The sequence below is a fragment of the Sinorhizobium americanum genome, from assembly GCF_001651855.1.
Classification (GTDB): domain Bacteria; phylum Pseudomonadota; class Alphaproteobacteria; order Rhizobiales; family Rhizobiaceae; genus Sinorhizobium; species Sinorhizobium americanum.
The window spans coordinates 105,000-131,182 of record NZ_LNQC01000073.1; the positions used below are offsets into that span (position 1 = coordinate 105,000).

A 26,183-nucleotide genomic window follows, 5' to 3' on the forward strand; every position below is an offset into this window, starting at 1 on the left:
AGTTCGTCAGGAAGCAGAAACCGGATTGCGGAAGCGGGCGATCAAGCAGTCTTCGTTGACCGACTCACCCCGGCACTCGAGCCGCTCTACCTCAGACAAAGTTTCGTTCAGCATGCCGATGACCGTCTCAGCACCAGCAACGTGGCCCCAGCGACGGCAATTGGCGTCGCGCGCCGATCCGAAAACGAGATGTCCTCCTGGCGCCAGCATCCGCACCAGATTGCGGACGGCGGCCCGCATCTCGGCTATTCCTCCAACGTAGTAGAGCACTTCCGCCACAACGATCAGATCGAACCGCTCATCAGGTGAAAACTGTTGAACATCAGAGACTATCCAGCTGATGTGCGGCGGTTCATTCATCCGTCGGCGCGCTTTTTCTATAGCCTGAGGCACAACATCGATCACGGTGAGGCGTTGGCAGTGGGGTGCTAGCTGCACTGTGAAGGCGCCGGCGGCGCACCCCACTTCGAGCGCATTTGAGATAGATCCCTGGGCAAGCGACAGGCGGAGCATTTGCGTGTGGCGCCCACGCTCGAATGGATTGGCATCGAGTCCCCACGGATCGTCTGCAGCCAGTTCCCGATTCAGCAATTGATAATTATCGATCTGTGTCAACTCGTTCACCTCGGGTATGTAGCTCTTACTCGTCGCTGCAAATGCAGTCAGACGTCACAAGCCTCGAAGAATCACGCGCAAGGTTGAGCCTTCGAAGCGGCGTCGCATGTGCTGAACATTCTGTAGTGCGTAGTTCAGTCGCCGGACGTTGGACCGGGGCCTGTTCCGCCGCTTTCTTCGACGAGCTGCCAGCAGAGCTGCGCGACAGCCAGTCGCTATTGCTCAGTGTGCACAACGCGTAGGCCTTCAAGGGCAGCAACAGAAAAATGTTGATGAATGTGTGCAGAGAAAAGCCCAGGAATCGAAGTTGGCGGGCCCGAAACGCTACAACGGTGCAGCGAACCATCGTCATGGTCACAATCATCAGGGCTGTCCACCAAGGCACGGTGCCTGTCAGTGCGAGCTGTGCGAGCCCCGTCAGCACTGATAGCGCCAGAAGCAGCGGTCCGAGATTCTGTCCGACCACGTCCAGCGTCAGGAAGCGATTGAGGCCGGGCAGCAGGCGCAGCCCAAGCAACGTATCCCGGAACGTGCTGCGTGCCCAGCGCAGTTGTTGGCGCAGATACGGACCTAGTTTATTCGGAACGACTGTAGCTGCGATGGCGCTTGGCACGTACTCGGTTCGAAAGCCTGCCTTCAGCATGAGAATGGTGAGATGCCGATCCTCACCGAAGTCGCTCGGCTTGCCCCGGAAATATTGTGACTCGTACTGGTCCAACAGCATAACGAGCGCAGAACGGCGATACATAGCACATGGGCCGCAGCAGCACATAACGGCACCGAAGCGAGCCTGTGCCGCACGCTCCTCGTTGCAAGCCAGCCAGTACTCCATATCGATCAAACGGGTCAGCCAACTGTCGCTGCGGTTGCTGGCCGTCAACTGTCCCATGGCCGCACCGACGGCCGGATCCTGCATCTTGGGTACGAGCTTCGTGATGACATCGGACGCGAGTATCGTGTCAGAGTCGACGTTTAACACCAGATCGCCATGAGAGCGGCGTATCGCGGCGATCTGTGCCTTGCGCTTTCCGACATTCTGAGGAAGCACAATGATATCGAACCTGGGGTCGCGCGCGAAGGTCTCGTGCACGGATCGCAAGGCGTCGCGATTGCCAGAACCGTCATCCACCACATAGACGCGCATTTCCCCGGCGTATTGCTGATCTGCAATGGAAGCCAGGCACTGCGAAAGCGTGCCCGGGTCTTCGTTGAAGCAGGGTACGATGACGTCCACGCTCGGCAGCTCGTCGAAGCCGACCGGGCGCTCCGACGCCGATGAATCGAATGCCGGCTGAGAGTAAACCGCCTGCATGCTTTTATAAGCAGTCGAAAGCAGCGCATAAAGCGAGATGGCGACGGTACTGGTTGTATCAAGAAAGTTCATGGGATCTCTTCTTCAGTGATCTTGAGGAAGCGAGCGGATTACAAAACCGCGGCCATGCAAGGCCGGAATCAGGCTGGATAGCGCCAAGATGGTCTGCTCGCGCAGATTGCGGCCAGTGCCGGGCTGCATTTCGTTGGGAGGACATCCGTCGTGCAAGAGCACGATTGCGCCTGGCCGGACAGAGTCGAGCACTGCATCGACAATGGCGTCGACGCCGGGGCAGGACCAGTCTCGAGGATCGATCGACCAATGCACCCCGGTCAGCCCAGCCTTGGCCGATGCCGTCAGCACTTCTTCGCTCCAGATGCCATACGGAGCACGGATGTGCCGCACCGAGGCGAGAGGGGACGCCGCCTTGATGGCTCTGTTCGCCGCGAGTATTTCACGCTCTACTTCGCCTGGTCCGCATTTGGACAGGTCCGGATGTGTCATCGTGTGGTTAGCGACCTCGTGCCCTTCCGCTACCATTCGCCGGACGAGGCTCGACTGGTCGGCCGCGAACTGGCCAATGACGAAGAATGTTGCCGGGACCCGATGTTCCGCCAGCACATCGAGGATTGCCGGCGTGCAAAATGGGTGAGGACCGTCGTCGAACGTCAAGTAAACGCTGCGCTCAGCGATAACGTCAGTGCACCCGCTGCGCACTTCAGACAAGCAATCGGGGTGCGTCATAGCTCTGGTCCGTTCCGATCGATGATCGAGCCGGTTGGCCAGTCGGAGATCGACCGTTTAACCGGCAGAACGATGACAAGTGGGTCATCGATGCGTATGGGCGGTTTGTCGAGACGCGCCTCTGGCAGGGTGAACCGCACCTGAACCCCAGACATGACGGTCAACAGACCGTACCGGGCGAATCTCTCAACATGCTTGCGCAGCGCGTGCCGAACTGTGCCGAAAGCGAAGGGAACGCCAAGCTCCTGCAGTACTGGAAGCATGACATGGATCGAATGCGCGATCCCGAGTCCCTCAAGGTCTGGACGTACCCCGTACAATCCTAGTTCAGCCACAAGTTGGTCGACCTCGCCAACCTTGATGAAACGGCGCAGCAAGCCCATGTGGGCAGCAACTCCCCCGGAATCATAGGCGATTGCCCGAAGCTCAGGCCTCGCTCCGGCCCAACTTCGACTACCCTCGAAGGGTTTTGCATTGAACTCGCCGGTCGGCCCATAGGTCTTTCGAAAGAACTCGCAGAGCTCTACATGGTCGGAGAGTTGCAATTCGTTTTCCCAGCATAGACGCCATTGCACCTCAGAGCGCATGCAAAGACCTCCTCATTTTGCTGCTGCTAGCGCCCGATCACACGATCGAAGCTGCGAGCGATTGTTAAATCGTCAGAGGCTGTCGTTAGCGATCGCAATGACCTGTAACTGGAACGCTCGAGCCTTTTCGTAACACCGTTCCAGAACTGCCGGGCTGCCTAACCACTTCCGGTCCCTTCCTGCGCCACTCGCAAATGTGCCGTCGATGGAACTTGATTTCCGTCAAGTGACGGCCTTCTAATGGAGCAGGCGGATAAATTCGTAAAATCGATTGTTTGGATGGCATGCATCCACGGTATGGATGGCTTGGCGGCCCTCGAGCTAATTTGTCCTGTGTCGTTCTGGACCTCTGACGGGCGAGCTGGCAGGCGCTCAGCATCAATGGGCTCCGTCCGGCCGTCCGTCGCGGTTACGCACCGGCTGAGGATGTCCCCAGATCAAAAACTCGATCCTACATTGGCCCGCCTGGGGATCCGATGTAGGGGACTGCCGGCCGGTGGAGTCCTCGCAAGACGTCGCCCAACCGGCACCCCGCCTCCTAACGCCAGCGATTGCAAAGCGCCAATCCAACATATGGATGCATGCCATTCATACAATCGATTTTACCAATGTTGCGGAAAGCGGCATGGATGAACGACGCGAATTCTCGTGCAACACCACTTGAACCGTCGCGTCGAATGTTAACTGCTACACGACCTAGCGAGGGCATGCGACCGCTACACGAATTTAAACCCCGTATTTCAAAGAGTTACGGCTTTCACTTCGCGCAGGCCTCACGCGGACTTCTCCGTGATTGTGTGCGTCTGCCTGGCCTTGGCGGACTCTATGCAAAATGAAGACTGACCACAGGGTAGACTGAACAAGACAAGGTTCCAGTGTGGAACGGCAGCTGCAGCTGGCCCGCTCAGCTTCGTTGCGCAGGGAATTTGAACCAGGAATTTGGGTGAGGCAATGGCCGATCAACTGGCAACCGAGATTATCGAAAAGATAAAAGCTCATGCGGACAAAGACAAAGAAATTACGATGGACTCAGAGCTCGGGGATCTTGAAATCCATTCGCTCGAACTGACCGAGATCGTCTTTGATCTCGAGGTTGCCTACGGCATTGAAATCGAGATGAGCACTTCCGAGGCCTGGAGCAACCTCAAGAACGTCGGCGACCTCGTCGAGGCGACACGCGCATTGATTACAGCCAAGAGTTAGCTTTCGCATGGCCCGGTCCCGCATCGTCATAACCGGCCTCGGCGGCATCTGCGGCTTGGGCGTCAGCGTGCCCTCCATCTGGGAAGCAATGCGCGCAGGCCGCTCGGCGATCGGCGAGATCACCAGGGTCCCCCTCCATAAGACGAAAATCCGCACAGGAGCAGAGGTCAAGCAGTTGCCCGAGGTCGAGTTCGATCGCAAGCGTCTTGCGACGATGGACCGCTATAGCCTGCTGGCTGTTCTTGCCGCCGGCGAGGCGCTGCGGCAATCGGGGCTCATCGTGGACAATGTCAACACCGATCGCATCGGCGCGGTCGTCGGCACAGCCATCTTCGGTGCTGAGACGCTTGAAGAGAATTATCGCGGGCTCTTCATCGCCGGGAAATCACACACGAATGTCTTTGCGGTGCCTCGCTCGATGCCAGGCGCACCGGCCAGTCAGGTAAGCATGGTCTACGGGCTGCGTGGGCCGGTGTTCGGCGTAACGTCGGCGTGCTCGTCGTCAAACCACGCGTTCATATCTGCGATCGACCAGCTGAGGCTCGGAAGGGCTGACGTCATGTTGGCTGGCGGTACCGACGCGCCGTTCGCCTACGGTGTGCTGAAGGCGTGGGAGGCGCTGCGCGCCGTCGCCCGCGAGACTTGCCGGCCGTTCTCGGCCGACCGGGACGGCCTGGTGCTCGGCGAAGGCGCGGGCATGGCGGTCCTCGAAACCTATGAGCACGCCGTGGCGCGCGGCGCTCCGATCCTTGCCGAGCTTGCCGGCACTGGAATGTCCGCAGACGCATCCGACATTGTCGCACCGACCGTCGAAGGCCCGATCGCCGCAATCAAGGCCTGCCTTGCCGATGCCGGGCTCCTGCCCGCGGACATTGACTATGTCAACGCTCACGGCACAGGCACCAAATACAACGACCGGCTCGAGACCCAGGCAATTCGCCGCGTCTTCGGCAATCACGCCGATGTCCTTTCGGTGTCCTCGACCAAGTCGATGCATGCCCACTGCATGGGGGCATCCGGCGCTCTCGAGCTGATTGCCTGTGTCATGGCGCTTCGCGACGGTCTAATCCCGCCGACCGCGAACTACCGGGAGAAGGATCCCGAATGCGACCTCGACGTGACACCCAACATTCCGCGCGAGCGCAAGGTGCGGGCAGCGATCAGCAATTCTTTCGCCTTCGGCGGCACCAACGCCGTGCTGGCAATCACGGCGGCCTGACCACTCCACGCGAAGTAGAAGACCTAACGATGTTCGTGGTTTACTCAATCAGGGCTCGCCTGAGTGGGTACCGAGCCCTTGCGTGTCCGCAACACGCAGTTGGGTACCTCGGGGCAGACTTCGTACACGTCAAAAGAAAAAGAGCTGCTATAGCTCTGGCCCGTTGCGTTCTATCGTCATACCGGCGGGCCAATCGGAGATTGACCGTCCCACTGGCAGAACGATGACAAGTGCATCTTCGATACGCGTGGGCGGCTTGTCGAGACGAGCTTCCGGCAGCGTGGACTGCACGCGAAGCCCCGACAAGACAGTCACTGGACTATGCCTGCCGAATCTCTCAACATGGCGCTGCAGCGCGGGCCTGACCGTGCCGAAAGCGAACGGAACCTCAAGCTCCTGCAGTGTTGGAAGCATGACGCGGATTGAATGACTGATCCCGAGTCTTTCGAGATCCCGACGCACCCCATACAAGCCAAGTTCAGCCACCAGCAGGTCAACCGCACCAACCTTGATGAAACGGCGCAACACGCCCAAATGGGCCGCTACACCGCCCGAGTCATAGGCAATCGCGCGAAGCTCCGGCCTCGCTCCGGCCCAACTTCTGCTGCCTTCGAATGGTTTGGCGTTGAATTCGCCGGTCGGCCCATATGTCTTTTGAAAGAACTCAGCGAGTTCGATATGGTCGGCGAGTTGCAACTCATTTTCCCAGCACAGCTTCCACCGCACCTCAGAGCCCATGCACAGACCTCTCCTTCTTGTTTAGTTCTGAGACAGGCTACGCGATTGAAAGCGAGCATCTGAAGCGGGCACGCACAATGCGCTGCTAGCCGATGAAGCTCGTGGCATAGCGCAATGTTCCAGAGCAGATACGTGTTCCAACCACTTCGGTTACTTCCTGCACCACTCGCAATTTGCCGTTGATGCCTTGATTTCTTTCGATTGACCACGATCTAATGGAGTAAGCCGGTAAATACGTAAAATCGATAGTTTGGATGTCATGCATCCACGCCACGGATAAATGAGGAAATGCGTTTCAAGGGCCTTGATCTAAATCTCCTCGTCGCGCTCGACGCGTTGATGACCGAACGGAACCTCACGGCTGCGGCACGCAGCATCAATCTCAGTCAGCCGGCCATGAGCGCGGCGGTCGGGCGCCTGCGCACCTATTTCGACGATGAGCTCTTTACAATGATTGGCCGTGAGCTGATTCCGACGCCACGTGCGGAACGGCTTGCGCCGGCGGTCCGCGAGACCCTGCTGCACGTCCAGGTCTCGATCATTTCCTCGGATCCGTTTGACCCGGCCCAGTCGGATCGTCGCTTCAAAATCATCCTCTCCGACTACGCTACACTCGTCTTTTTCGAGAAGATCGTGGAGCGTGCTGCGCGCGAAGCGCCCGGCGTCAGCTTCGAATTTCTGCCTCTTGCGGACGACTATGAGGACCTTCTTCGACGCGGCGACATCGATCTTCTGATCCTGCCGGAAATCTTCATGTCAAACGCTCATCCCAGAGCGAAACTGTTCGACGAGGTACATGTGTGCGTCGGTTGTCGCACGAACGAGCAACTGTCGGAGCCGCTTACATTCGAGAGATACATGTCTATGGGGCATGTTGTGGTCAAGTTCGGCAATACGCGCAAGCCATCCATCGAGGAATGGTATTTGCTCGAACACGGCATGAAGAGACGTGTCGACGTTGTCGTGCAGGGCTTCAGCATGATCGCGCCCATGGTATCTGGTACCGAGCGTATAGGGACCATGCCTCTGAGACTGGCGCAGCGTTTCGCAAAAACAATTCCCCTGCGGATCGTCGAGCTCCCGTTGCCACTTCCCCCATTCACCGAGGCAGTCCAATGGCCTGCCCTTCACAATAGTGATCCTGCGAGCCTCTGGATGCGCGATATGTTGGTAGAGGAGGCATCCCGCATGGCTTTGCCGCGGGAGTCCAGGTGACGTCCCGGCGTCCCCGGTTCAAGCGTTCAAGCCGCAGCGCGGGGTGCCGCCATCGTGGTGCAGAGTACAACACGGGCGTAAGCTGAGCCTCATCGCAGCCCCGACTAACATGGCTGAGCGTCGAGTTGGTGTACTCATCGTCAGGCAACTCGCTCCATAATTTCCGACCGAATGGTTGTCGCGGTGTAGAGCGAAGCCTCTAATGGAAGGCTTCCAAATGCGAGTTGGCACAGCAGATAGTTGGCGCCTGCCGCGTCCAGCTGATCAAGAAGGGCTTGCCGCACAGAAGCTGCCGTTCCTGCTACGCACAATTCACCTTCGATCGCTGCATCGAAGGTCAAAGGGAGATTTGGTGGTGTCGGGAGCCCGTTGAGTTCGTAGAGAAACTTAAAACTTTCGAGCCACCGGGCGTAAGCAGGCATCGCGAGCGAAACCGCTTCTTTTTCCGAGCGTCCGATTACAACCATGCGAAGCAGGCCCAGAAAGGGCGCTCGATCGTCGATGTTGACGCTGCGCTCTCGGTGGGCGCGGTAGGCGTCAGTAACCTTGCGAACTGAAGAGGCAGGCCCTACGCACGCGATGTTTGCACCGTGCGCAGCCGCCCAGCTTGCGGACTCGGGTCGATTGGTGGCGATCCATGTCGGCGGATGTGGACGCTGATATGGCCTCAGCGTCAACGGAACGCTGTTCAGCTCGAAATAGTCGCCTTGATAGGATAGCGTGCCCCCTCTCATCGCATTCATAAGTATCTTGCTGGCTTCGGCATAGCGTTCTGGTGCCGCGTCCGCACCGATCCCGAAGTAACCCAATTCGATCGGGAGAGAGCCGCGCCCTATGCCCAGCTCTAACCTGCCACCGCTCAATTGGTCCAGCATGCAGATCTCTTCAAACGCGCGTAGCGGATGACAAAGGCTAAGCAGCATTACCATTGGGCCGAGACGAATCTGCTGGGTGCGCTGTGCGACGCTCGATAGAAACAGATTTGGCGACGGACCTCTCCCATGAGGGGTAAAATGGTGCTCTGCGAGATGATACGCATAGAAACCGAGGCGATCACACGCCTCCGCCAGCGTCAGGCGATCCGCGTATTGTCGGGCGATATCGCTGCCGTCCTCGTCCAGGTGATCGAAGATGCCGATGGTGAGGTTAGAAGAAGAGGCGTTTCTCATTCAATTATCTCCAACTCTGGCGCGGAAATCTGGATATTTTGGCCGTCGGCCCCAAGCGGCCGCTGGGATTGATGTGTCTCTGGTCCGAGAATTGCCTTTGCTCCTCATTTCGATATTGGTCCTCTCAGCGGCATCGGACAGCGCGGCAGCGGTGACCGTCAATCCGCACGGCTTAGCTCTGGAGCTTTGCTGAGTGGCTCCAGCGAAAGGCGATGCCATTCTTGGTTCGCGGTTCTACGAAGCAAGGATGTGGGCTTGGCTGAATTTGGAAGATCAGTGAGTTACGCGTGCCTCTGGCTTAGCAGTCAGAACTCAACGGCCAGGGTCGTGCTGAAGCCGGCCAGAAATGTCTCTGACAGCTGTGAGGAAAGCATCCATTTGGGCTCTTGTACCGATGCTGACGCGAATGCAGTTTTCGAGGCCATCTTCAGGGAATACGGCAACGAGTATCTTTCGCTTCTTCAGAGATGCTTGCCACCAAGTTCCGTCTTGCCCTGGAGGCACTTGGGCCAGCAGGAAATTGGCATTGGAAGGTGTCACGGAGAAGCCAAGTTGCGACAGCGCCACGCACACTCTCTGTCTTTCCCGCTTGATATGTATGTGGTTCTCTTCATACGCTTCACGATGGGAAAGGATGCCGATGCCAACGGCGTGCCCGATCACGTTCATGTTGAAGACGTTCTGAAGATTACGCAGCCTTCCAACAAGCTCAGGATGACCCAAACCGAAACCAATCCGAATGCCGGCGGCGGCATAGCTTTTCGAAAATGTTCTCAAGATCAGAAGGTTCGAATAGCGATCGAGAAGGCGCAGCGCATTGTCCGGAGCGAAGTCGACATAGGCCTCATCCAGCACGATCAATCGGTCCGACTGGGCTACGAGGCTCTCGATTTCGGCAACCGGAAGAAACATTCCCGTAGGGTTGTTCGGATTGGCTAATAGAATGAACTTGGCATCCTTGGCAGGGCCGAAAAGCAGTTGCTCTGTCGGCAGCAAATAAGCTTCGGTCAATGGTATTTCGAGAAATCGAGCGCCCTGCAAAGTGGCTAGTTTGCGGTTGAACGCAAATCCTGGCGAAATCATCGCCACGGCGTCGCCTGGACTAAGGAAAGCCTTGTAGATAAGCCCTAGCAGTTCAGAGGATCCGTTACCGGCGATCACCTGATCCCTGCACAGCCCATACGCTTTAGCGGCTGCTTCCCTCAAGCTGATGTTATCATCTTGCGGATAGAGATATTGGCGTTCGAGCGCCGCAACGGCGCACTCCATCACGGGCGCCGGCAGCGCAAATGGATTCTCATTCGTGTCGAGTTTGACACAACGAGCATCAGGCATCGTACAAATGGACGGCAGCGCATTTAACTCACTCGCCTGCTGCGAAAGAGATGAAAGCACGCTCTGCAGTTTTGCGTCAGGCATATCTTTCTCCGTTTCAGTCTCCACGTCCGAGGACTCGCGGTTTAGTTGAGTGCTAAGCGGAGTGGAGCCCAGTTTTGCGTCCCACTTTGGAGCGTGGCCGAATCTTCTGCGTCAGATCGCCACGCCGTAGAAGCAGGCTCACGAGACCAGACTGACAGAGGAGGGTCAACAAATTTTCTTGCCAGATGATAGGATTCTATCTTTTAATCTATCATCATGATAGATTTCTAAAGCTCGCGAATCTCGGTCGAATTTGGAACATTTTCCGGCAAGTAGATGTCGAAGGGCAGGTCGATTTGCCCTGAAGGAATTGCCGTTCCGGTTTCGATGACCCGCGCCATCAACGTCGTCAGCTCGCGGCACAGCCGCCGTAACGGCGTGGCGATCGCCATCGTGATGACGCCATCTGCCAGCGCCGCCCGTGAGTCCGGTGTAATCTCATTGACGATCGCGACAAGATCCCGGCTCTCGCGCCCCTCGCGCAGAGCCGCGATGGCTCCCTCCATAGCGCCACCAGGCACATAAAAACCGACGAGCTCAGGTTCATGGTGGATGAGATCGAGAGTGGCTTCATAGGTGAGCTGCCGTGTCTCAGGGCTCACCAACGTAGCGAGCACCTCAAAGCTCTGCGCGTTCTCACGGAAATACGAACGGAAGCCGATCTCCCGAAGCTCTTCCCCCAGGCAACGGTGACTCGCAACGAAGACCGCCACTTTGCCCGGCCGTTTTGCGGCCTTGGCCACCATCCAGGCAGCCGTTCGCCCGACTTGCCGGTTGTTAAGCCCGACATAGCCGGCGCGCGCGCCCGCAGCGAAATCGGAAAGCAGGGAGAAGACCGGGACGCCCTTTACCTTCAAATCTTCGACTACTTCCGTGATCGTCGGGTGGTCCGGAGCGACCATGGCAATCGCATCGCAGCGTGCGCCCATATTTTTGAGTAGCACGACCAGGTCGCCGGGTGCATTCGACGTAACGAACTCGATGGACGGAATGCCATGAAAAGAGGATGCGGCCTTCACTGCCGCCTCGACTTCGCGTGCAAGGCCGGCAAAGAAGGGGTGCGCGGGCTTCTTGAGGATAAAACCCAGCCGGTAGTCAGGGAGATTGCGCTGCCTCCGCTGCTCCATGAGGCGAGCCGTAGGATAGCCGAGCGCGCGCGCCGCCTCGTAGACGCGCCGCGCGGTCTCTTCCCGTACCGGATGGCGGGCGTTCAAAAGTCGATCGACCGTCGCAACGCTTAGTCCGGATTCGCGTGCGAGATCGCCAATTGTGGGACGCTTGGTCATGGCTCTATCTGATAAATCGTCATCGGAAAGGATGCAAAGGCATGATGTATTTTGATGGATATCTATCAATCCATCCACGGCATCGATGCAGCATCGCAGCAGAAGAGCGGCCGAGGCAGGGACGCGATAAATGGAGGCAAAGCGTGCGGACGACTTCAATTTTTCGTTGTGCCCTACCGTTCCCCTGGAAAGCCTTGGCCGGGTCGTGCAACTCCCCTCAGCAAGGCCGGGGCGATCGCCTTGTGCAAAGGAATTGCCGCGGCGAAAAAGAGCCAACCGATCGCGCTCCGGCGGCGCACCAAGGTGGTCATTCCGATAACCTGGCCGTCGGCAGGGCCGTCACGAACATCCACCACAATACGAAAATGCAAGTGTCGCGCATCATAGCCAACGACGGTTTCCCGATCGCCGCTGTACATGATCGGAATGCTGCCGATCAGGTCGGATTGCGTGGGCTGCGGGGCTGCGTTCAGCCCAAGGCCAACTGCCACGCAGTTGCGCCATTCCCCAAAACTTCGCAACCAGCCCGCTGCGTTCCGAAGTGCTCGTAGTGCCGCTTCGGCGGCAGTCATTCGCTCGGCGAAGAGGAGAAGCTCGTGACGATCGGCCCAGTCTGCTCCCGGAAGCCAAGGGTTCGGCAAACTGACGGGCACCCTTCGTGGTCTCATGAGTGCTTCCTTTCGCCTTTGCTAGACCGAGGCGCTCGCAGCCACCCTCAATGATCCATGATTGCTCCGGAAGCAGGTACCGGCTAGGAGGCCGCTTGTCGCAGCCGAGCGCCAATCGTCGCACAATGCGTCCGGCCAAAAAGCTGCAGCGGCTTTAAAACGACATGCATCAAAGCCAAGGAGTAAGCCATAGAGGCGGAACGCTGGAGCACGGCAATGGCGTCGGCAGAGCAGGCCGCGTGCTCAAAATGCAAATCGGTGGCATGTCGCGAGCCCTGCGTCACGGCGGGCCCGCTACTGCATGTCTCGTTAAATCGACTTCGATTTGCAGACAAAGACATGCAGCAATTCAAAGTGCCACAGCGACCTTTGCACGTCTGATAAGACGCGCGGCGCTGAGTCAATCAGGAGTTGGCGCCACTCGTCCACTCAGTTGCGCGCTGCACGATTGTTGCGCCAAAAAGATGATTCGGGTTATCGTCCGCGCGAAATGCGCCGAAGGTCATTTCGGTTGAGCAAAGTATTCCAAACGTGCAACGGAGAAAAACCGACCGGACCAGAAAAGAAAACCGCCCCGAAACAGATCCGGAAGCGGTTTGCTAAATAATCAATTTTGCCAAATCGTCAGTAGCAAACCTCACTTCCCCCGTCAACTTAAAAAACACCGATTCGGTGAATGGGGTTTCTTTGTCTGGTCTCCAACACAGGAGACGAGAGTGCGAGAACCGACGCCACCAAAGCGGTCGATCGGCCGTAGACAGACGCCCACACGTGCCGAATTCCGCCGGCTGGCACTATCGGCTGAAATCGGGACCGTGACACGCGGACAGCTCGCCGTGCTTGCGCAGAATCTGCCCTGCACGGGGATGGTCAATGCGACCGAAGCGTATCTTTTGACCACACTGATCAACACGGCACCTGCCGAAGCCTTCGACAAAGGCGGCCGGCCAATCATCTTCAAGTCGAACCAGCAACTCGCTTTCGAAATCAATCGTTCGGCTGGACGCGTAAGCCGGCTGCTGTCGAGGCTTTTCGATGCCGGGCTGATCACCATGCAGGACAGCGGCAACTACAAACGATATCCCACCCGAGACGTCGAAGGCGTCATTGTCGACGGCTGCGGGATCGACCTGCGAATACTCATCGTTCGTTACCGCGAGCTTGATGAACTCGTAAGGCAAGCCAGGGTCGAAAAGGCCGCCGCAAATGCCGCGCTGCGGCGGTATCGCGGGACGTTGCGAAACCTGCGACGAGCGCTCGCATCCGCCTACTGCCTTCCCCAGCGCATCCGGGCGCGGCTTGAAGTGCGTCTTGAAAAAGTCGCCACGTTGGTCGGCATCGCGACGCGGGCACCAAGCGCCCTTTTACTCCGCGCGACCGCGCTTCTTGAGTGGTTTGTCGAACGGGCTATGCGTCTCCCACGTCGACCTGAAGTCGCGTTCGCGCCACAAGATTCGGCATGCAGGTGTGCCGAAAGCGGCATGCACAGACAGAGTACAAGCCCTGATTCACATGAAGAGAGTAGCGATAGCCAGTGTACGGCTACCGCCGGACCAATGACTTCAGCCAGGGAATTGACTCCTGACGCAGGCCGCAGGCGCGCAGTCAAACAACCACGTCGTTCGCGGCAGGAGATGGTCGCACTGCAGGACATATTGCGAGCCATACCAGCACTGCGCACTTACGGTTTGGCGCTGCCCCGCAGTTGGGCCGATCTCGCCCGGATCGCTCCGCAAATGTGCCGAATTGCCGGAATTTCGGACGATGCGCGGCGCCGCGCCGTCGATCAGATGGGCGAGCACCGGGCCGCCGTTGCGATCGCGATTACCCTCCAGAAGCTCGATCGGCAAGAAGTCTCCTCGCCAGACGGCTATCTCCGAGCAATGACCGAGCGGGCGGGCTCCGGCGAACTACACCTTTCCCGTTCGATCTTCGGGCTCGCAGCCCGCTACACCATGGAGCCGCTGCCTTAAGTTCGAAATGAAAACTTGGGCACGTGAACAGAAGAGCGTTCAAGTGCGCTCTTTCGTTGTCGCATGCCCGACAATATCCGACAAACGTCACAACAGTCTTGAAGTACCACCGTACTTCCAGGCGAATTTCTCCTTGGCACGGTAGGTGCAAGGCTATTTCCAGCCGCATCACACGCCGGGAGAAGGGCTTTGTCGCAAACTGATACGCAACGACACGAGTGCTCCACGTTTTCACACGTCGGCGCCGTTAGCGCCCGGCTTGCACGACCGCCCTTCGTTCAACACCAGGAAAGAAAGTGGCGCACAGGATCTAACACATTCACCAGAAAAGTGGTGCTTGCACCTGGGGATCGTAGGGCAAGGGAACTCGGTCGGGCAGTGCATCCGACAGGCGTCCGGCTCTCACGCCAGTGGAAACCTGTTGCAGCGGCGCCGTCGCAAGATCCGGAGCTCGTGCGCCTCGGTGGACTCAGCCGCAGGATCGAAAGGGACCGACCCATGCCGATTGCCACGAAAAGGCTGCGGACGAAGCGCCTCGCCAAGAATGACGTTGAAGCGGTGGTAATGTGCGGACGGGCGACCGCGTGCGTCTATCGCCGGGCTTAGCCTGGTTCACGTCTGCAGGAGCAACATGCAGCCTCCGGCGCCACCGCCTTTTCGAGCGTAAGCTCAACAATGCCCTTTGGCTGAATAGGTCACTCAGTTGCCAAGCAGGTGATTGGCCGTGGGCATCCGCCCCAATGGGCGGTCGGGAATACCGATTCAGCAACCAACTCCGAAAGCCGTGCGCAACGGTGGAGTTTCAACCGGAGCAGTCCAATCCCGCTTCTTTGGGATGGCGTCCTGGCACGGTTCCGGATCTTCCACGATCAACCCGCGAGGGGTCCGTGCGCCAAGCTGCGGCCGCTGCCGCTTCGCGTTGCGGTGATCGCGTCCGGAAGCCGTGCCCTTGAGGAGCCATCGAGCGGGATTGGCCCGCTCCGATTGGAGGCTCTCGAATGTCGCACGATCTCTCACTCGCACAGTCCCACGCATTTCAGCTTTCCCGCGACCTGATGGTCCCGGTCACCCTCTTCACCGTCGACGGCCAATACGGCGTTCTCCCGTCCGACGAAATCGAGCCGGACGACGTTCTTGAAATCGTCCATGAATACACGCCTTGGCCTTGAGCCGCCGGCATAGCCTGCGGCCTGCCGCTTGCGAGCGGCAGGCCGCAAGGGAGGCTTCGCCGCGGCCGACCTTTGCATGATTCACCAAATTGCCAGCCGCGCCCTTGCGTCCTTTGCTCTTCGCGGCCGCTCAAGCGGCGGACGGACAGAGCTGACGAATTGGAGGCGATCGCTCTCGCGATCGGAAGGAAAATGGAAAGACGAGAAATAGAAGCGCTCCGCGACAAGGTAAGCTGCGTCGCGGTGCTGGAACAGGCCGGTTTTGCCAACGACCCCAAGGAAAGCACCCGGCGGGCCCTGAAGTTTCGGCGCGGCGGCGAGATCATTATCGTCACGCATGAGGGCCGCGGATGGTTCGACCCTCTCAGCGATGCAAAAGGCGATGTCTTCGGGATTGTCCAGCATCTCGATCGCGTCGCCTTCCTGGAATGCCTCGAAAAGGTCGCGGGCCTCGTGGGGTTCGAAGTTTCCGGCCCCAAGTGGCAGCCTCTCATTGCTGACGACCAACCCGATCTTTCTGTTGCCGATCGCTGGCAAGCGCGACGCCGCCCTTGGCCAGGCTCATCGACGTGGCGCTACCTCCATGATGAGCGCTGCCTGCCCGTGGCTCTGCTTCGCGCAGCGATCAAGGGCAACCTCCTTCGCGAGGGCCCCCGCGGCAGCATGTGGGCCGCACATACGAACCAGGCGAGTGAAGTCACCGGCTGGGAGGCGCGGGGTCCGCAATACCGAGGTTTCTCCTCCGGAGGAACGAAGGTCCTTTTCCGCTTCGGGTCTGGAACTGCACTGCGCCTGGCCGTCACGGAAGCTGCCATCGACGCCATGAGCCTCGCGGCAATCGAGGGACTGCGCGACGGTACGCTCTATCTCAGCACCGGTGGCGGCTGGTCGCCGACCGCGGCCGCGGCGCTTCGCGAACTGGTCAGGCAGCCCGACGTCCAACTCGTCGCGGCCACTGACGCCAATCCCCAGGGCGAGCTGTTTGCCGAGCGGTTGCGGGTGCTCGCCGGTGATGCCGGCTGCGACTGGACGCGGCTCCGGCCGTCGGAGGAGGACTGGAACGAAACGCTGAAGCTTAATGAAAAGGAAGAGAGGAAAAGGAGGGAACGGGGAAAGGCGTGCCGCATGCGCGCCACCCGCGTCAAGGGAGGCTACGCCCGGCTTCAGCCGGCCCTTGACCCGGCCAGTCGCAATGCCGGCGGCCCGGAAGGGGTCATGAAGGACTGAAGGGGATGGCGAAGTCGAGAAGGCTGTGCCGCGCTTCGGTCCGGAATCCGCGCAAGGAGCCGCAGATGACCTCTTCTCCCGCAATTCGCAAGGTGTTTCAGGGCGTCGCAAGCCGCCAGCAGATGTTCCGCATGTTCGACCGCCATTCCCAGCGACCCAGTCGTTGGGAAACTGACGCCACCCCGCTCTACGCCGGGGAATGGTTCGAGATCGCCGAGCCCGAGCATGATTACATGTTCGACGTTTTGCCGCCGCTGTGGATCCGCGGCTCGATGTTCGGCATGCGCGAATTCCTGACCGGCTCGGTGACGAGCGTATTCTTCGCGCTCAGGATCGACGAACAGACCCGCTATTTCCATGGCTATTGCGACCTTTCTGACAAGGCGTCCGTCGAGGCCATGCGTGTCGCCATTGTCGAACGCGAGAGCCGGCCGTTGCGCGCAATGACGCGCGAGGAGCGCCTCGAGCATATCTGGAGCATTACGTCCGACGATTACCGCGGCTATGCCGGTGAGCGCTGGCCCGCTGTGGCGCGCGGCAAGCGCACGGTGCTGCTTTATGGCGGCAAAGAGGGCAGCTTCCTGAAGCTCCTGGAAGATCTCACTGACGACGAGGTCGCCGCCAAGCTGCCTGTGCAGCTGCGCCATCTCCCCTCACCGATCGCAGCATGAGGAGGTGCTGCCATGCTCATTTTCCCGATCGCATCAGTGTGCGAAGTGATGGCGCGCGGCCGCGGCGATGCCACAGCCAATGGCGGTTACCGCACCCGGTAAGGATGAACAGCCGGGTGTTTAACTGGCCGGAGATTACGGCGTCTGCCTTAAGTCGAACTGCAAGCTCGCCGACAGTGCGAAAGCCGTCGTCGTCTATGCCGACGAATGCAATCCGGCCGGGAAGAACACTGGTTCGAGGTCAAACGCCGAACAACTGGAGGCGATGATGGCCGCCAACCCCGGTGCCTCGCATCTGCGCATCGTCTTCACGTCCGACGCCATGCAGTTGTTCTTGGTCGAGCGCGACTAGCGCTTCGCCACCGTATCCGTACCGGCGGCCATAGACGGCTGCTCCCTTTTCACCCTCTGCGAGCCGGCTGCTGTCTTCCGACGACCGGAAGGCGACGCTCGCTCTTTCATAAGGAGCTTTCAATGAGCAACGATCCCTTCACCCTCGACATATTTGCCGGAAGCGCGCCGTCGTCAGGTCTCGGATTCGGCGGCACCGTCTTTGGCGGTTTCGCCGCCAATGACGACGATCCGGATCCCACGCCGCCCGCTCCTGCCCCGGCGCGTGCCCTCCCGGCGGTCATTCCGAGGGCGCCCCGAAACGAGTGCGAGCGCGCCAACTTCTATCTCGACGATGGCGATCGCGGTTTGGCCGCCACCTGGAAGGAACGCGCGCGCATGAACGTCGCGGCCATCATCACAGCCGGTGAAATCGACAAGCAGGATCGACCAGCCACGCGTGACGAGCAGGCGCGGCTGGTCCGGTATACCGGTTTCGGCAGTTCGGACCTGGCGAACGGGATGTTCCGCCGACCAGGCGATGCTGGTTTTCGTCAAGGCTGGGAGGATCTCGCCGGATCGCTGGAGGCGTCGGTCACCGGGACGGACTATGCTTCGCTTGCGCGCTGCACACAATACGCCCACTTCACGCCCGAGTTCGTTGTCCGGGCAATCTGGCAAGGTCTGCAGCGGCTCGGCTGGCGCGGCGGCCGCGTGCTGGAGCCGGGGATCGGGACAGGTTTGTTCCCGGCGCTGATGCCGGCCGAGTATCGTGACACCAGCTACGTTACGGGTGTCGAACTCGATCCGGTCACGGCGCGCCTCGCGCGGCTGCTGCAGCCGCGGGCACGCATCATCAATGGCGACTTTGCCCGGACCGACCTTTCTGCCACCTACGATCTTGCCATCGGCAACCCGCCCTTCTCCGATCGGACGGTTCGCTCCGACCGGCGATATCGTTCGTTCGGTCTTCGGCTGCATGACTACTTCATCGCGCGGTCGATCGACCTCCTGAAACCGGGCGCCCTGGCCGCCTTCGTCACCAGCGCCGGCACAATGGACAAGGCAGAGGGCACCGCACGCGAACACATTGCCAAGTCCGCAGACCTGATCGCCGCGATCAGACTGCCTGAAGGCAGTTTTCGGCGCGACGCCGGAACGGATGTCGTGGTCGATATCCTCTTCTTTCGCAAACGCAAAGCAGGCGAGCCGGAAAGCGACCTTTCGTGGCTTAACCTGGAGGACGTCCGACCGGCTGCCGAGGACGAGGGTGCGATCCGCGTGAACAGGTGGTTTGCGCAGCATCCGGGCTTCGTGCTCGGCGATCATGCCCTGACCTCGGGTCCCTTCGGCGAGACCTATACGTGCCGGCCACGCGCCGGCGAGGAGCTTGAAGCGGCGCTGACGGCAGCCATCGCGCTTCTTCCGGAAGGCCTTTATGACGGCGAGCCGACCGCCATCGACATCGATCTAGAGGAGGAGCTTGCCGAGATCGTCGATCTGCGTGCCGACAATCCCAGGGTGCGCGAGGGCAGCTATTTTGTCGACATCAAACACGGCTTGATGCAGGTCGTCGACGGTGAGCCTGTTCCGGTTCAAGAGCGTAAGGCCCGCAGTGGCGCGGGAATTTCGGAAAAGCACGTCCGGATCATCCGCAAACTGATCCCGATCCGCGATGCCGTGCGCGACGTCCTGAAAGCCCAGGAACTGGACCGGCCGTGGCGCGAACTGCAGGTGCGGCTGCGCATCGCCTGGTCGAGCTTTGTGCGCGATTTTGGCCCGATCAACCACACCACGGTTTCGATCATCGAGGATGAGACGACGGGCGAGGTTCGTGAAACCCATCGCCAGCCGAACCTTCTGCCATTTCGCGATGATCCGGACTGTTGGCTGGTAGCTTCCATCGAGGATTATGACCTCGAAACCGACACCGCCAGGCCCGGGCCGATTTTTTCCGAACGCGTCATCGCGCCCCCTTCCCCGCCCGTCATCACCTCCGCAGCCGATGCCTTGGCCGTCGTCCTCAACGAGCGCGGTCGGGTCGATCTCGATCATATAGCCGAGCTTCTGCATTACGACACGGATGCGGTTCTCGATGGACTCGGTGACACTGTTTTCCGTGATCCGGCGGACGGCTCCTGGCAAACCTCCGACGCCTATCTCTCCGGCGCCGTGCGCACCAAGCTTGGGATTGCGGAAGCCGCGGCCGTCCTCGATGCCGCCTATGAGCGAAACGTCCGTGCGCTTCAGGCAGTGCAGCCCGCCGACCTCCGCCCCTCGGACATCACAGCCCGGCTGGGTGCTCCCTGGATTCCGACGACCGATATCGTCAACTTCGTGCAAGAGACGACGGGCGCCGAGATCAGGATCCATCACATGCCGGAACTCGGCTCCTGGACCGTTGAGGCCCGGCAGCTGGGATGGACGGCGGCCGGGACATCCGAATGGGGTACAGACCGACGTCACGCCGGAGAGTTGCTCGCCGATGCGCTGAACAGCCGGGTGCCGCAGATCTTTGATGTGTTCAAGGATGCGGACGGCGAGCGACGGGTGCTGAATATCGTCGATACCGAGGCGGCGCGCGACAAGCTGCAGAAGATCAAGCAGGCCTTCCAGAATTGGGTCTGGACCGACCCTGATCGTACCGACCGGCTGGCACGTGTCTACAATGACCGTTTCAACAATATAGCGCCCAGGCGCTTTGATGGCTCGCATTTGAAGCTACCCGGCGCCTCTGGCGCCTTTGTTCTTTATGGGCACCAGAAGCGCGGCATCTGGCGGATCATCTCGTCCGGCTCGACTTATCTCGCGCACGCCGTCGGTGCGGGCAAGACGATGACCATGGCGGCCGCGATCATGGAACAGCGCCGGCTCGGGCTGATCGCCAAGGCGATGCTGGTGGTTCCGGGCCATTGCCTCGCCCAGGCCGCCCGCGAGTTTCTCGCCCTCTATCCGAACGCCCGCATTCTTGTCGCCGACGAGACCAACTTCACCAAGGACAAACGCGCTCGTTTCCTGTCGCGGGCGGCGACCGCGACCTGGGATGCAATCATCATCACCCACTCGGCATTCCGGTTTATCGCCGTGCCGTCGAGTTTCGAGCAACAGATGATCCAGGATGAACTGCAGCTCTACGAGGAACTGCTGACCAAGGTCGACAGCGAAGATCGGGTCTCGCGCAAACGGCTTGAGCGGCTGAAGGAAGGCCTGAAGGAACGGCTGGAAGCGCTTTCCACCCGCAAGGACGACCTGTTGACGATTTCCGAAATCGGCGTCGACCAGATTATCGTCGATGAGGCGCAGGAATTCCGCAAGCTTTCCTTCGCCACCAACATGTCGACCTTGAAAGGCATCGATCCGAACGGTTCGCAGCGTGCCTGGGACCTCTACGTCAAGTCTCGCTTCATCGAGACGAGGAACCCCGGCCGGGCTCTGGTTCTGGCGTCCGGCACGCCGATCACCAATACGCTTGGCGAGATGTTCTCGGTCCAACGCCTGCTCGGGCACGCGGCGCTGGCCGAACGCGGGCTGCATGAATTCGACGCCTGGGCCTCGACCTTCGGTGATACGACGACGGAACTGGAGATCCAGCCATCAGGCAAATACAAGCCCGTCAGCCGTTTTGCTTCCTTCGTCAACGTGCCGGAACTGATCGCCATGTTCCGCAGCTTCGCCGACGTGGTGATGCCTGAAGATCTGCGCGACTATGTCAAGGTGCCTGATATCTCGACCGGCCGCCGGCAAATCCTGACGGCCAAGCCGACCCAGGCCTTCAAGAATTACCAGACGATCCTCGATGCCCGTATCAAGGCGATCGAGATGCGCGAGGGACCGGCGCAGCCCGGCGACGACATCCTTCTCTCTGTCATCACCGACGGTCGCCATGCCGCCATAGATCTCCGCCTGGTCGACGCGGACAATGACAACGAACCGGACAACAAGCTCAACCTGCTGGTCCAGAACGCATTCCGCATCTGGCAGGAGACCGCGCAAAGCACGTATCTTCGCCCCGACGGCAAGTCTTTCGATCTGCCGGGTGCGGCGCAGATGATCTTTTCCGATCTCGGCACCATCAATGTGGAGAAGAGCAGAGGTTTTTCCGCCTATCGATGGATCCGCGACGAGCTCGTGCGCATGGGCGTTCCGGCATCCGAAATCGCCTTTATGCAGGATTACAAGAAGACAGAGGCGAAGCAGCGTCTGTTCGCCGATGTGCGGGCGGGCAAGATCCGTTTCCTGATTGGCTCGTCGGACACGATGGGCACCGGCGTCAATGCGCAGCTTCGCCTGAAGGCGCTGCATCATCTCGATGTCCCGTGGCTGCCCTCTCAGATCGAACAGCGCGAGGGCCGGATTGTCCGGCAGGGCAACCAGCATAACGAGGTCGACATCTTCGCCTATGCCACCCAAGGCTCGCTCGACGCCTCGATGTGGCAGAACAACGAGCGCAAGGCGCGCTTCATTGCCGCGGCACTCTCAGGAGATAGTTCGATCCGCAGGCTCGAAGACCTCTGCGAGGGGGCCGCAAACCAGTTCGCCATGGCCAAGGCGATTGCGAGTGGCGACGAAAGACTGATGCAGAAGGCCGGGCTCGAGGCCGACATCGCACGCCTGGAACGGCTGCGCGCTGCCCATGATGACGATCAATACGCGGTTCGCCGACAGATCCGCGATGCCGAACGCGATATCGAGATTTCGATCCAGCGCATCGGCGAGGTCGGCAAGGACATCGAACGCCTCGTTCCGACGGCTGGCGACGCCTTCGTGATGGTGGTCAAGGGCGAGACCTACGAAGAGCGCAAGCTTGCCGGTCGGGCGCTGATGAAAGAAATCCTCACGCGCGTCCAAGTCCAACAGCAGGGTAGAAGTGCAATCGCCGCGATCGGCGGCTTCGATCTCTTGTTCGAAGGCGAGCGCTTTGGCAGGGAGAATGGCTACCACTACCAGACGCTCCTGCAGCGAACCGGCGCCACTCAGGAGGTCGCTCTCGCCGTCACCGTGACGCCGCTCGGCGCGATCTCCCGGCTGGAGAAGGCGCTCAATGGATTTGATGATGAACAGGAGCACTATCGTCAGCGTATGCAGGAAGCTGAGCGGCGCCTTGCCTCCTATCGTTCGCGCGAGGGCGGTTTTTTCGCGTTTGCGCACGAACTCGACGAAAAGCGCCGGCAGCTTCGGAACGTCGATGAGGCCTTGGCGACGGAGGCGCGCGGAGAATCGAGGGACAGGGCAGAGGCAGTCTAAGCCTCGAGGCCGTGTCGATTGCAGTGTTTTTAGATGCAGTGCAGCATGCAATCAGCTGCACACAATAAATGACTTCCGTCTGCTCAACTAATGTTCATACTGCACGCAGCTGATGCACATGGCGGCCTCTGCTCCAGTGCCGCTGCAGCAGCTGTTCCCCTCCGGAGGTTCATTGACCTTCACACTTCATGGGCCGCGGTTTCCGCTGGCCCATTTTTTTGCTCATTTTGACCATGTCCATTTCTTAGCCGCCCAAAGCTTGACGCGTGCCCCTGCGAGCAATTCTCGCGCTGTCCTGGAGCATCTGACACTTTCGGTCTTGTGAGCGATGAGCCGCTTGTCCATTTTGTGGCCTTCGGTTGTTGGGACAGATTGGAGCTAGCGAATGCCTGAAACACGGTCTCCCAGACTTGCTGTACTCATTGACGCTGACAATGCGTCGGCAAAAATCGCTGACGGCTTATTCGAGGAAATAGCCAAGATCGGCGAGGCCAGCGTTCGACGCATTTACGGCGACTTTGCAAGCGCTCGCTCGAAAGCATGGATCGATGTCCTCGCGAAGCACGCGATCATTCCCCAGCAGCAATTCGCCTACACGACCGGCAAGAACGCATCGGATATCACGCTTGTGATCGACGCCATGGACCTCCTCCACAGTGGCCGCTTCGACGGCTTTTGCCTTGTATCCTCCGACAGCGATTTTACGCGCCTCGCCTCGCGCATCCGCGAGCAAGGCATCGATGTCTTCGGTTTTGGCGAGCAGAAAACGCCCGAAAGCTTCCGCCAGGCGTGCCGCCGATTTATATACACTGAAAACCTCCTCCCTTCGGCGCCTACAAATGGTGGCGACGCCGCCCAGGCAGCAGCGTCGCTCGAGCCGCCAAGTGCAGCGACGCCGATCATCAGAAAGGTCATTGCCCAGATGGAGAGCGAGGATGGCTGGGTACCGCTCGGCGCAGTCGGGACGCAACTTGCAAACCTCGCGTCTGACTTCGATCCACGCACATATGGATTCAGGAAGCTTAGCGATCTCGTGAAGAAGACGAACGCCTTCGAAATAGATCACTCAGATGGAAGACCACTGCGGATCAGAGTCAAACAGCCTCCTGCCAAGAGGAGCGCCAAATGACGTTTTCCGCGGGCTCTGTGAGCATGTTGCGGCGTGCCGTTGGCATGAAACGCCGGAGTGGCACCGGCTGATGTTTTCAAATCATCACTCGGACGTGCTCTACGCATCCTTCGATTAGTGTGGTGAGGCTGAGATCAAGGAAGAGGCGAAGAGAAATAGGAGAAAAGTGGAGAAAGAGTGCTCGCAGAGCGGGTAGTCGGGCGGCGCTGACGCTCAACCGCGCCGCTCGCAATCGCGGCCACTCGTCTTCGCAGGGCTATGAGCCCCGCTTATCCTTCGTGGCAGGAATGCTCGGCCGCAGTTGCACCCGACCGCCCGCTCCGCGGTCCGGGAGATGTCTTCGGAGAGATGAAGACGCGAGAAGGACAGGCAGAGGGCCGTGTCCAAATCCCCGAGAAGGAGCATCCTATGCAACTCATGAAGGTCGATCCGCGTGCGCTGAAGGACAACCCCGACAACACGCGTCAGTCGAAGTCGACGCCGCAGGCCGACGCCCTGCTTTTGGCGACGATCAAGGCCGTCGGCATGATCCAGCCGCCCGTCATTTTCCCGGAAGCCGGCGGCAATGGCTACGTCATCGAAGCCGGTCACCGGCGCACCCGTATGGCGATCGCCGCCGGTCTTGAGGAGATCGACGTGATCGTCGTGGAGGCGGCCAACGACAACGGCGCGATGCGCTCGATGATCGAGAACATTGCTCGCGAGCCGCTCAACCCCGTCGACCAATGGCGCGGCATCGAGCGGCTAGTGGCGCTCGGCTGGACCGAGGAGGCGATCGCCGTAGCGCTTGCCCTTCCCGTCCGCCAAATCCGCAAGCTTCGGCTGCTCGCCAACGTGTTGCCCTCCATGCTCGATCAGATGGCCAAGGGCGATATGCCGAGCGAGCAGCAGCTGAGGACGATAGCAGCCGCCTCGAACGATGAGCAGAAAGAGGTCTGGAAGGCGCACAAGCCGAAGAAGGGCGATATGGCGGCGTGGTGGCAGATCGCCAACGGTCTTTCGAAGACCCGCATGTATGCCCGCGACGCGCGTTTTGGCGACGATCTGCGCCAGGCCTATGGCATCGAGTGGGCGGAGGACCTGTTCGGCCCCGCCGACGAAGACAATCGCTACACCACCAATGTCGAAGCCTTTCTCGGCGCCCAGCAAGAATGGATGACGAGCAACCTGCCGAAGAAGGGTGCGATCGTCGAGGTCAACAATTGGGGCCAGCCGGACCTGCCGAAGAAAGCCGAACGCGTCTATGGCAAGCCAGGTAAAGGCGATTGCACCGCAATGTACCTCGATCGCGAGGGAAAGGTGCAGAGCGTGCACTACCGGATGCCGGAGGTCAGGAAGTCCGCAGGTCAGACCGGCCCGGCAGCCGATGGGGCGGAGGAGGCCAGCGACGAGGCGGCAGTCGCCGGAAAGACAAGGCCTGATGTCACGCAGAAGGGCCAGGACATGATCGGCGACTTTCGCACCGATGCGCTGCATGAGGCGCTGGCCCACGCCCCGATCGAGGACGACATGCTGATGGCGCTGTTGGTGATGGCCTTTGCCGGCACGAATGTCCGGGTCGATTCCGGCGCCAACGACACCGTGTTCGGGTCGAAGCGGTTCCAACGTCATGTCGCGCGCCTTTATTCCGCGGATGGCAGGCTGTCGTTCGATATGAACAGCTTGCGCGTCACCGCCCGCTCGGTCCTCATCGATGTGCTCTCGTGCAGGCGCGGCATATCCAACAGCGGCGTCGTCTCGCGGATTGCCGGCGCGGCGATCGGTGCGGACGGTTTCCTGCCGAACATGGGAACGGAGGATTTCCTGCTGTGCCTGTCGCGCCAGGCGCTGGAGGCCGCGGTTAAGGAGGCCGGCGTCCAGCCCCGGCCGAGGGTGCGCGAAACGCGTGCGGTACTCGTCGACCACTTCGCGGGTGATGCAACCTTCGTCCTTCCGGCTGCGCTGTTCGCGCCCGACCCGAAGGACATCGCCGATCTCCTAAAGCACGCCGATTCCCTCGACGAGGAGAATGGCCTGGTCGAAGAGGCGACCGGCGATGTCAGGTGCGATGTGCAGCCAGACGCTAGCGGCGACGCCGTCGGTTCAGTCGCACCGGATCTGGATCACAAAGATTCTGGCGCTGATGCGGTGACTACAACTGATGATGACGCCTCCGACGAGGAGGAACCCGCCTACGGAATTGCGGCGGAATAGCAGCCCCTCTTTTCCGCATGATTTTCCGCCGCCGGTCGCCCCGGCGGTTTCGTTTCAACCACCATCTAAACT

General features: G+C 59.9%; 21 protein-coding genes. 11 read left to right on the forward strand and 10 right to left on the reverse strand.

Going from position 1 to position 26,183, the window contains the following annotated elements; genetic code table 11:
• Window positions 1-6: 6 nt before the first annotated feature.
• The 4 genes from nodS to ATC00_RS22415 are packed head-to-tail and all read right to left on the reverse strand — an operon-like array spanning window position 7 to window position 3,258.
• The gene (gene nodS / locus ATC00_RS22400) at window positions 7-624 is read right to left on the reverse strand and encodes a nodulation methyltransferase NodS (RefSeq protein ID WP_037390231.1); all 618 of its coding nucleotides are present in this window, start codon (window positions 622-624) and stop codon (window positions 7-9) included.
• A gap of 16 nt (window positions 625-640) precedes the next feature.
• Window positions 641-1,999 (reverse strand): chitooligosaccharide synthase NodC, encoded by a 1,359-nt coding sequence (nodC, locus tag ATC00_RS22405; RefSeq protein WP_064254499.1) that lies wholly within the window; start codon window positions 1,997-1,999, stop codon window positions 641-643.
• A 12-nt stretch (window positions 2,000-2,011) separates the two neighbouring features.
• On the reverse strand, window positions 2,012-2,671 hold the full coding sequence (gene nodB, locus ATC00_RS22410) for a chitooligosaccharide deacetylase NodB (RefSeq protein ID WP_064254500.1): 660 nt from the start codon (window positions 2,669-2,671) through the stop codon (window positions 2,012-2,014).
• Window positions 2,668-3,258, reverse strand: coding sequence for a NodA family N-acyltransferase (locus ATC00_RS22415; protein WP_037390235.1), 591 nt, complete (start codon window positions 3,256-3,258; stop codon window positions 2,668-2,670). Before ATC00_RS22415 ends, nodB begins: the two co-directional genes overlap by 4 nt.
• Before the next feature lie 951 nt (window positions 3,259-4,209).
• Here ATC00_RS22415 and ATC00_RS22420 point away from each other — a divergent pair.
• Window positions 4,210-4,461 carry an acyl carrier protein gene (locus ATC00_RS22420; protein WP_037390236.1) on the forward strand — a complete coding sequence of 84 codons (252 nt, stop codon included), beginning with the start codon at window positions 4,210-4,212 and terminating at the stop codon, window positions 4,459-4,461.
• Between the two features lie 7 nt (window positions 4,462-4,468).
• Complete coding sequence (locus tag ATC00_RS22425) at window positions 4,469-5,680, forward strand: beta-ketoacyl-[acyl-carrier-protein] synthase family protein (RefSeq protein ID WP_037390237.1); 1,212 nt, start codon at window positions 4,469-4,471, stop codon at window positions 5,678-5,680.
• A 147-nt stretch (window positions 5,681-5,827) separates the two neighbouring features.
• Here ATC00_RS22425 and ATC00_RS22430 read toward each other — a convergent pair whose 3' ends face one another.
• Complete coding sequence (locus tag ATC00_RS22430) at window positions 5,828-6,418, reverse strand: NodA family N-acyltransferase (RefSeq protein WP_037390238.1); 591 nt, start codon at window positions 6,416-6,418, stop codon at window positions 5,828-5,830.
• Between the two features lie 288 nt (window positions 6,419-6,706).
• Here ATC00_RS22430 and nodD2 point away from each other — a divergent pair, with 288 nt between their 5' ends.
• Window positions 6,707-7,633 carry a transcriptional regulator NodD2 gene (nodD2, locus tag ATC00_RS22435; RefSeq protein WP_037390239.1) on the forward strand — a complete coding sequence of 309 codons (927 nt, stop codon included), beginning with the start codon at window positions 6,707-6,709 and terminating at the stop codon, window positions 7,631-7,633.
• 140 nt (window positions 7,634-7,773) lie between these two features.
• On the opposite strand, the gene ATC00_RS22440 is transcribed toward nodD2, so the two are convergent.
• From ATC00_RS22440 to ATC00_RS22455, 4 genes are all read right to left on the reverse strand, one after another.
• Complete coding sequence (locus ATC00_RS22440; protein ID WP_037390240.1) at window positions 7,774-8,802, reverse strand: LLM class flavin-dependent oxidoreductase; 1,029 nt, start codon at window positions 8,800-8,802, stop codon at window positions 7,774-7,776.
• A 312-nt stretch (window positions 8,803-9,114) separates the two neighbouring features.
• Entirely contained in the window at window positions 9,115-10,221 is a 1,107-nt protein-coding gene (gene hisC, locus ATC00_RS22445; RefSeq protein ID WP_037390241.1) for a histidinol-phosphate transaminase, read from the reverse strand.
• A 227-nt stretch (window positions 10,222-10,448) separates the two neighbouring features.
• The gene (locus ATC00_RS22450) at window positions 10,449-11,507 is read right to left on the reverse strand and encodes a LacI family DNA-binding transcriptional regulator (protein ID WP_037390242.1); all 1,059 of its coding nucleotides are present in this window, start codon (window positions 11,505-11,507) and stop codon (window positions 10,449-10,451) included.
• 173 nt (window positions 11,508-11,680) lie between these two features.
• Window positions 11,681-12,175, reverse strand: coding sequence for a DUF2867 domain-containing protein (locus tag ATC00_RS22455; protein WP_037390244.1), 495 nt, complete (start codon window positions 12,173-12,175; stop codon window positions 11,681-11,683).
• A gap of 716 nt (window positions 12,176-12,891) precedes the next feature.
• Here ATC00_RS22455 and repC point away from each other — a divergent pair.
• The 5 genes from repC to ATC00_RS22475 all read left to right on the forward strand — a co-directional run bounded on the left by repC (window position 12,892) and on the right by ATC00_RS22475 (window position 17,567).
• A complete protein-coding gene (repC, locus tag ATC00_RS22460; protein WP_037390245.1) occupies window positions 12,892-14,148 on the forward strand; it encodes a plasmid replication protein RepC in 1,257 nt (418 codons plus the stop codon).
• Between the two features lie 998 nt (window positions 14,149-15,146).
• On the forward strand, window positions 15,147-15,317 hold the full coding sequence (locus tag ATC00_RS33015) for a hypothetical protein (protein ID WP_037390246.1): 171 nt from the start codon (window positions 15,147-15,149) through the stop codon (window positions 15,315-15,317).
• 192 nt (window positions 15,318-15,509) lie between these two features.
• Window positions 15,510-16,544, forward strand: coding sequence for a DUF3991 and toprim domain-containing protein (locus tag ATC00_RS22465; protein ID WP_037390247.1), 1,035 nt, complete (start codon window positions 15,510-15,512; stop codon window positions 16,542-16,544).
• A gap of 65 nt (window positions 16,545-16,609) precedes the next feature.
• Window positions 16,610-17,215: a DUF1419 domain-containing protein gene (locus tag ATC00_RS22470; RefSeq protein WP_037390287.1), complete on the forward strand. Its 606-nt coding sequence runs from the start codon at window positions 16,610-16,612 to the stop codon at window positions 17,213-17,215.
• A 124-nt stretch (window positions 17,216-17,339) separates the two neighbouring features.
• On the forward strand, window positions 17,340-17,567 hold the full coding sequence (locus tag ATC00_RS22475) for a DUF3085 domain-containing protein (RefSeq protein WP_327290848.1): 228 nt from the start codon (window positions 17,340-17,342) through the stop codon (window positions 17,565-17,567).
• Here the strand turns inward: ATC00_RS22475 and ATC00_RS32815 are convergent.
• Complete coding sequence (locus tag ATC00_RS32815; protein WP_162532532.1) at window positions 17,457-17,690, reverse strand: hypothetical protein; 234 nt, start codon at window positions 17,688-17,690, stop codon at window positions 17,457-17,459. The two genes, ATC00_RS22475 and ATC00_RS32815, sit on opposite strands and share 111 nt — an antisense overlap.
• Here ATC00_RS32815 and ATC00_RS22480 point away from each other — a divergent pair.
• From ATC00_RS22480 to ATC00_RS22490, 3 genes are all read left to right on the forward strand, one after another.
• Window positions 17,690-22,789: a helicase-related protein gene (locus ATC00_RS22480; RefSeq protein ID WP_037390248.1), complete on the forward strand. Its 5,100-nt coding sequence runs from the start codon at window positions 17,690-17,692 to the stop codon at window positions 22,787-22,789. The two genes, ATC00_RS32815 and ATC00_RS22480, sit on opposite strands and share 1 nt — an antisense overlap.
• 385 nt (window positions 22,790-23,174) lie before the next feature.
• Window positions 23,175-23,918 carry an NYN domain-containing protein gene (locus ATC00_RS22485; protein WP_037390249.1) on the forward strand — a complete coding sequence of 248 codons (744 nt, stop codon included), beginning with the start codon at window positions 23,175-23,177 and terminating at the stop codon, window positions 23,916-23,918.
• A gap of 408 nt (window positions 23,919-24,326) precedes the next feature.
• A complete protein-coding gene (locus ATC00_RS22490; protein ID WP_037390250.1) occupies window positions 24,327-26,111 on the forward strand; it encodes a ParB/RepB/Spo0J family partition protein in 1,785 nt (594 codons plus the stop codon).
• The last annotated feature ends 72 nt before the right edge of the window (window positions 26,112-26,183 follow it).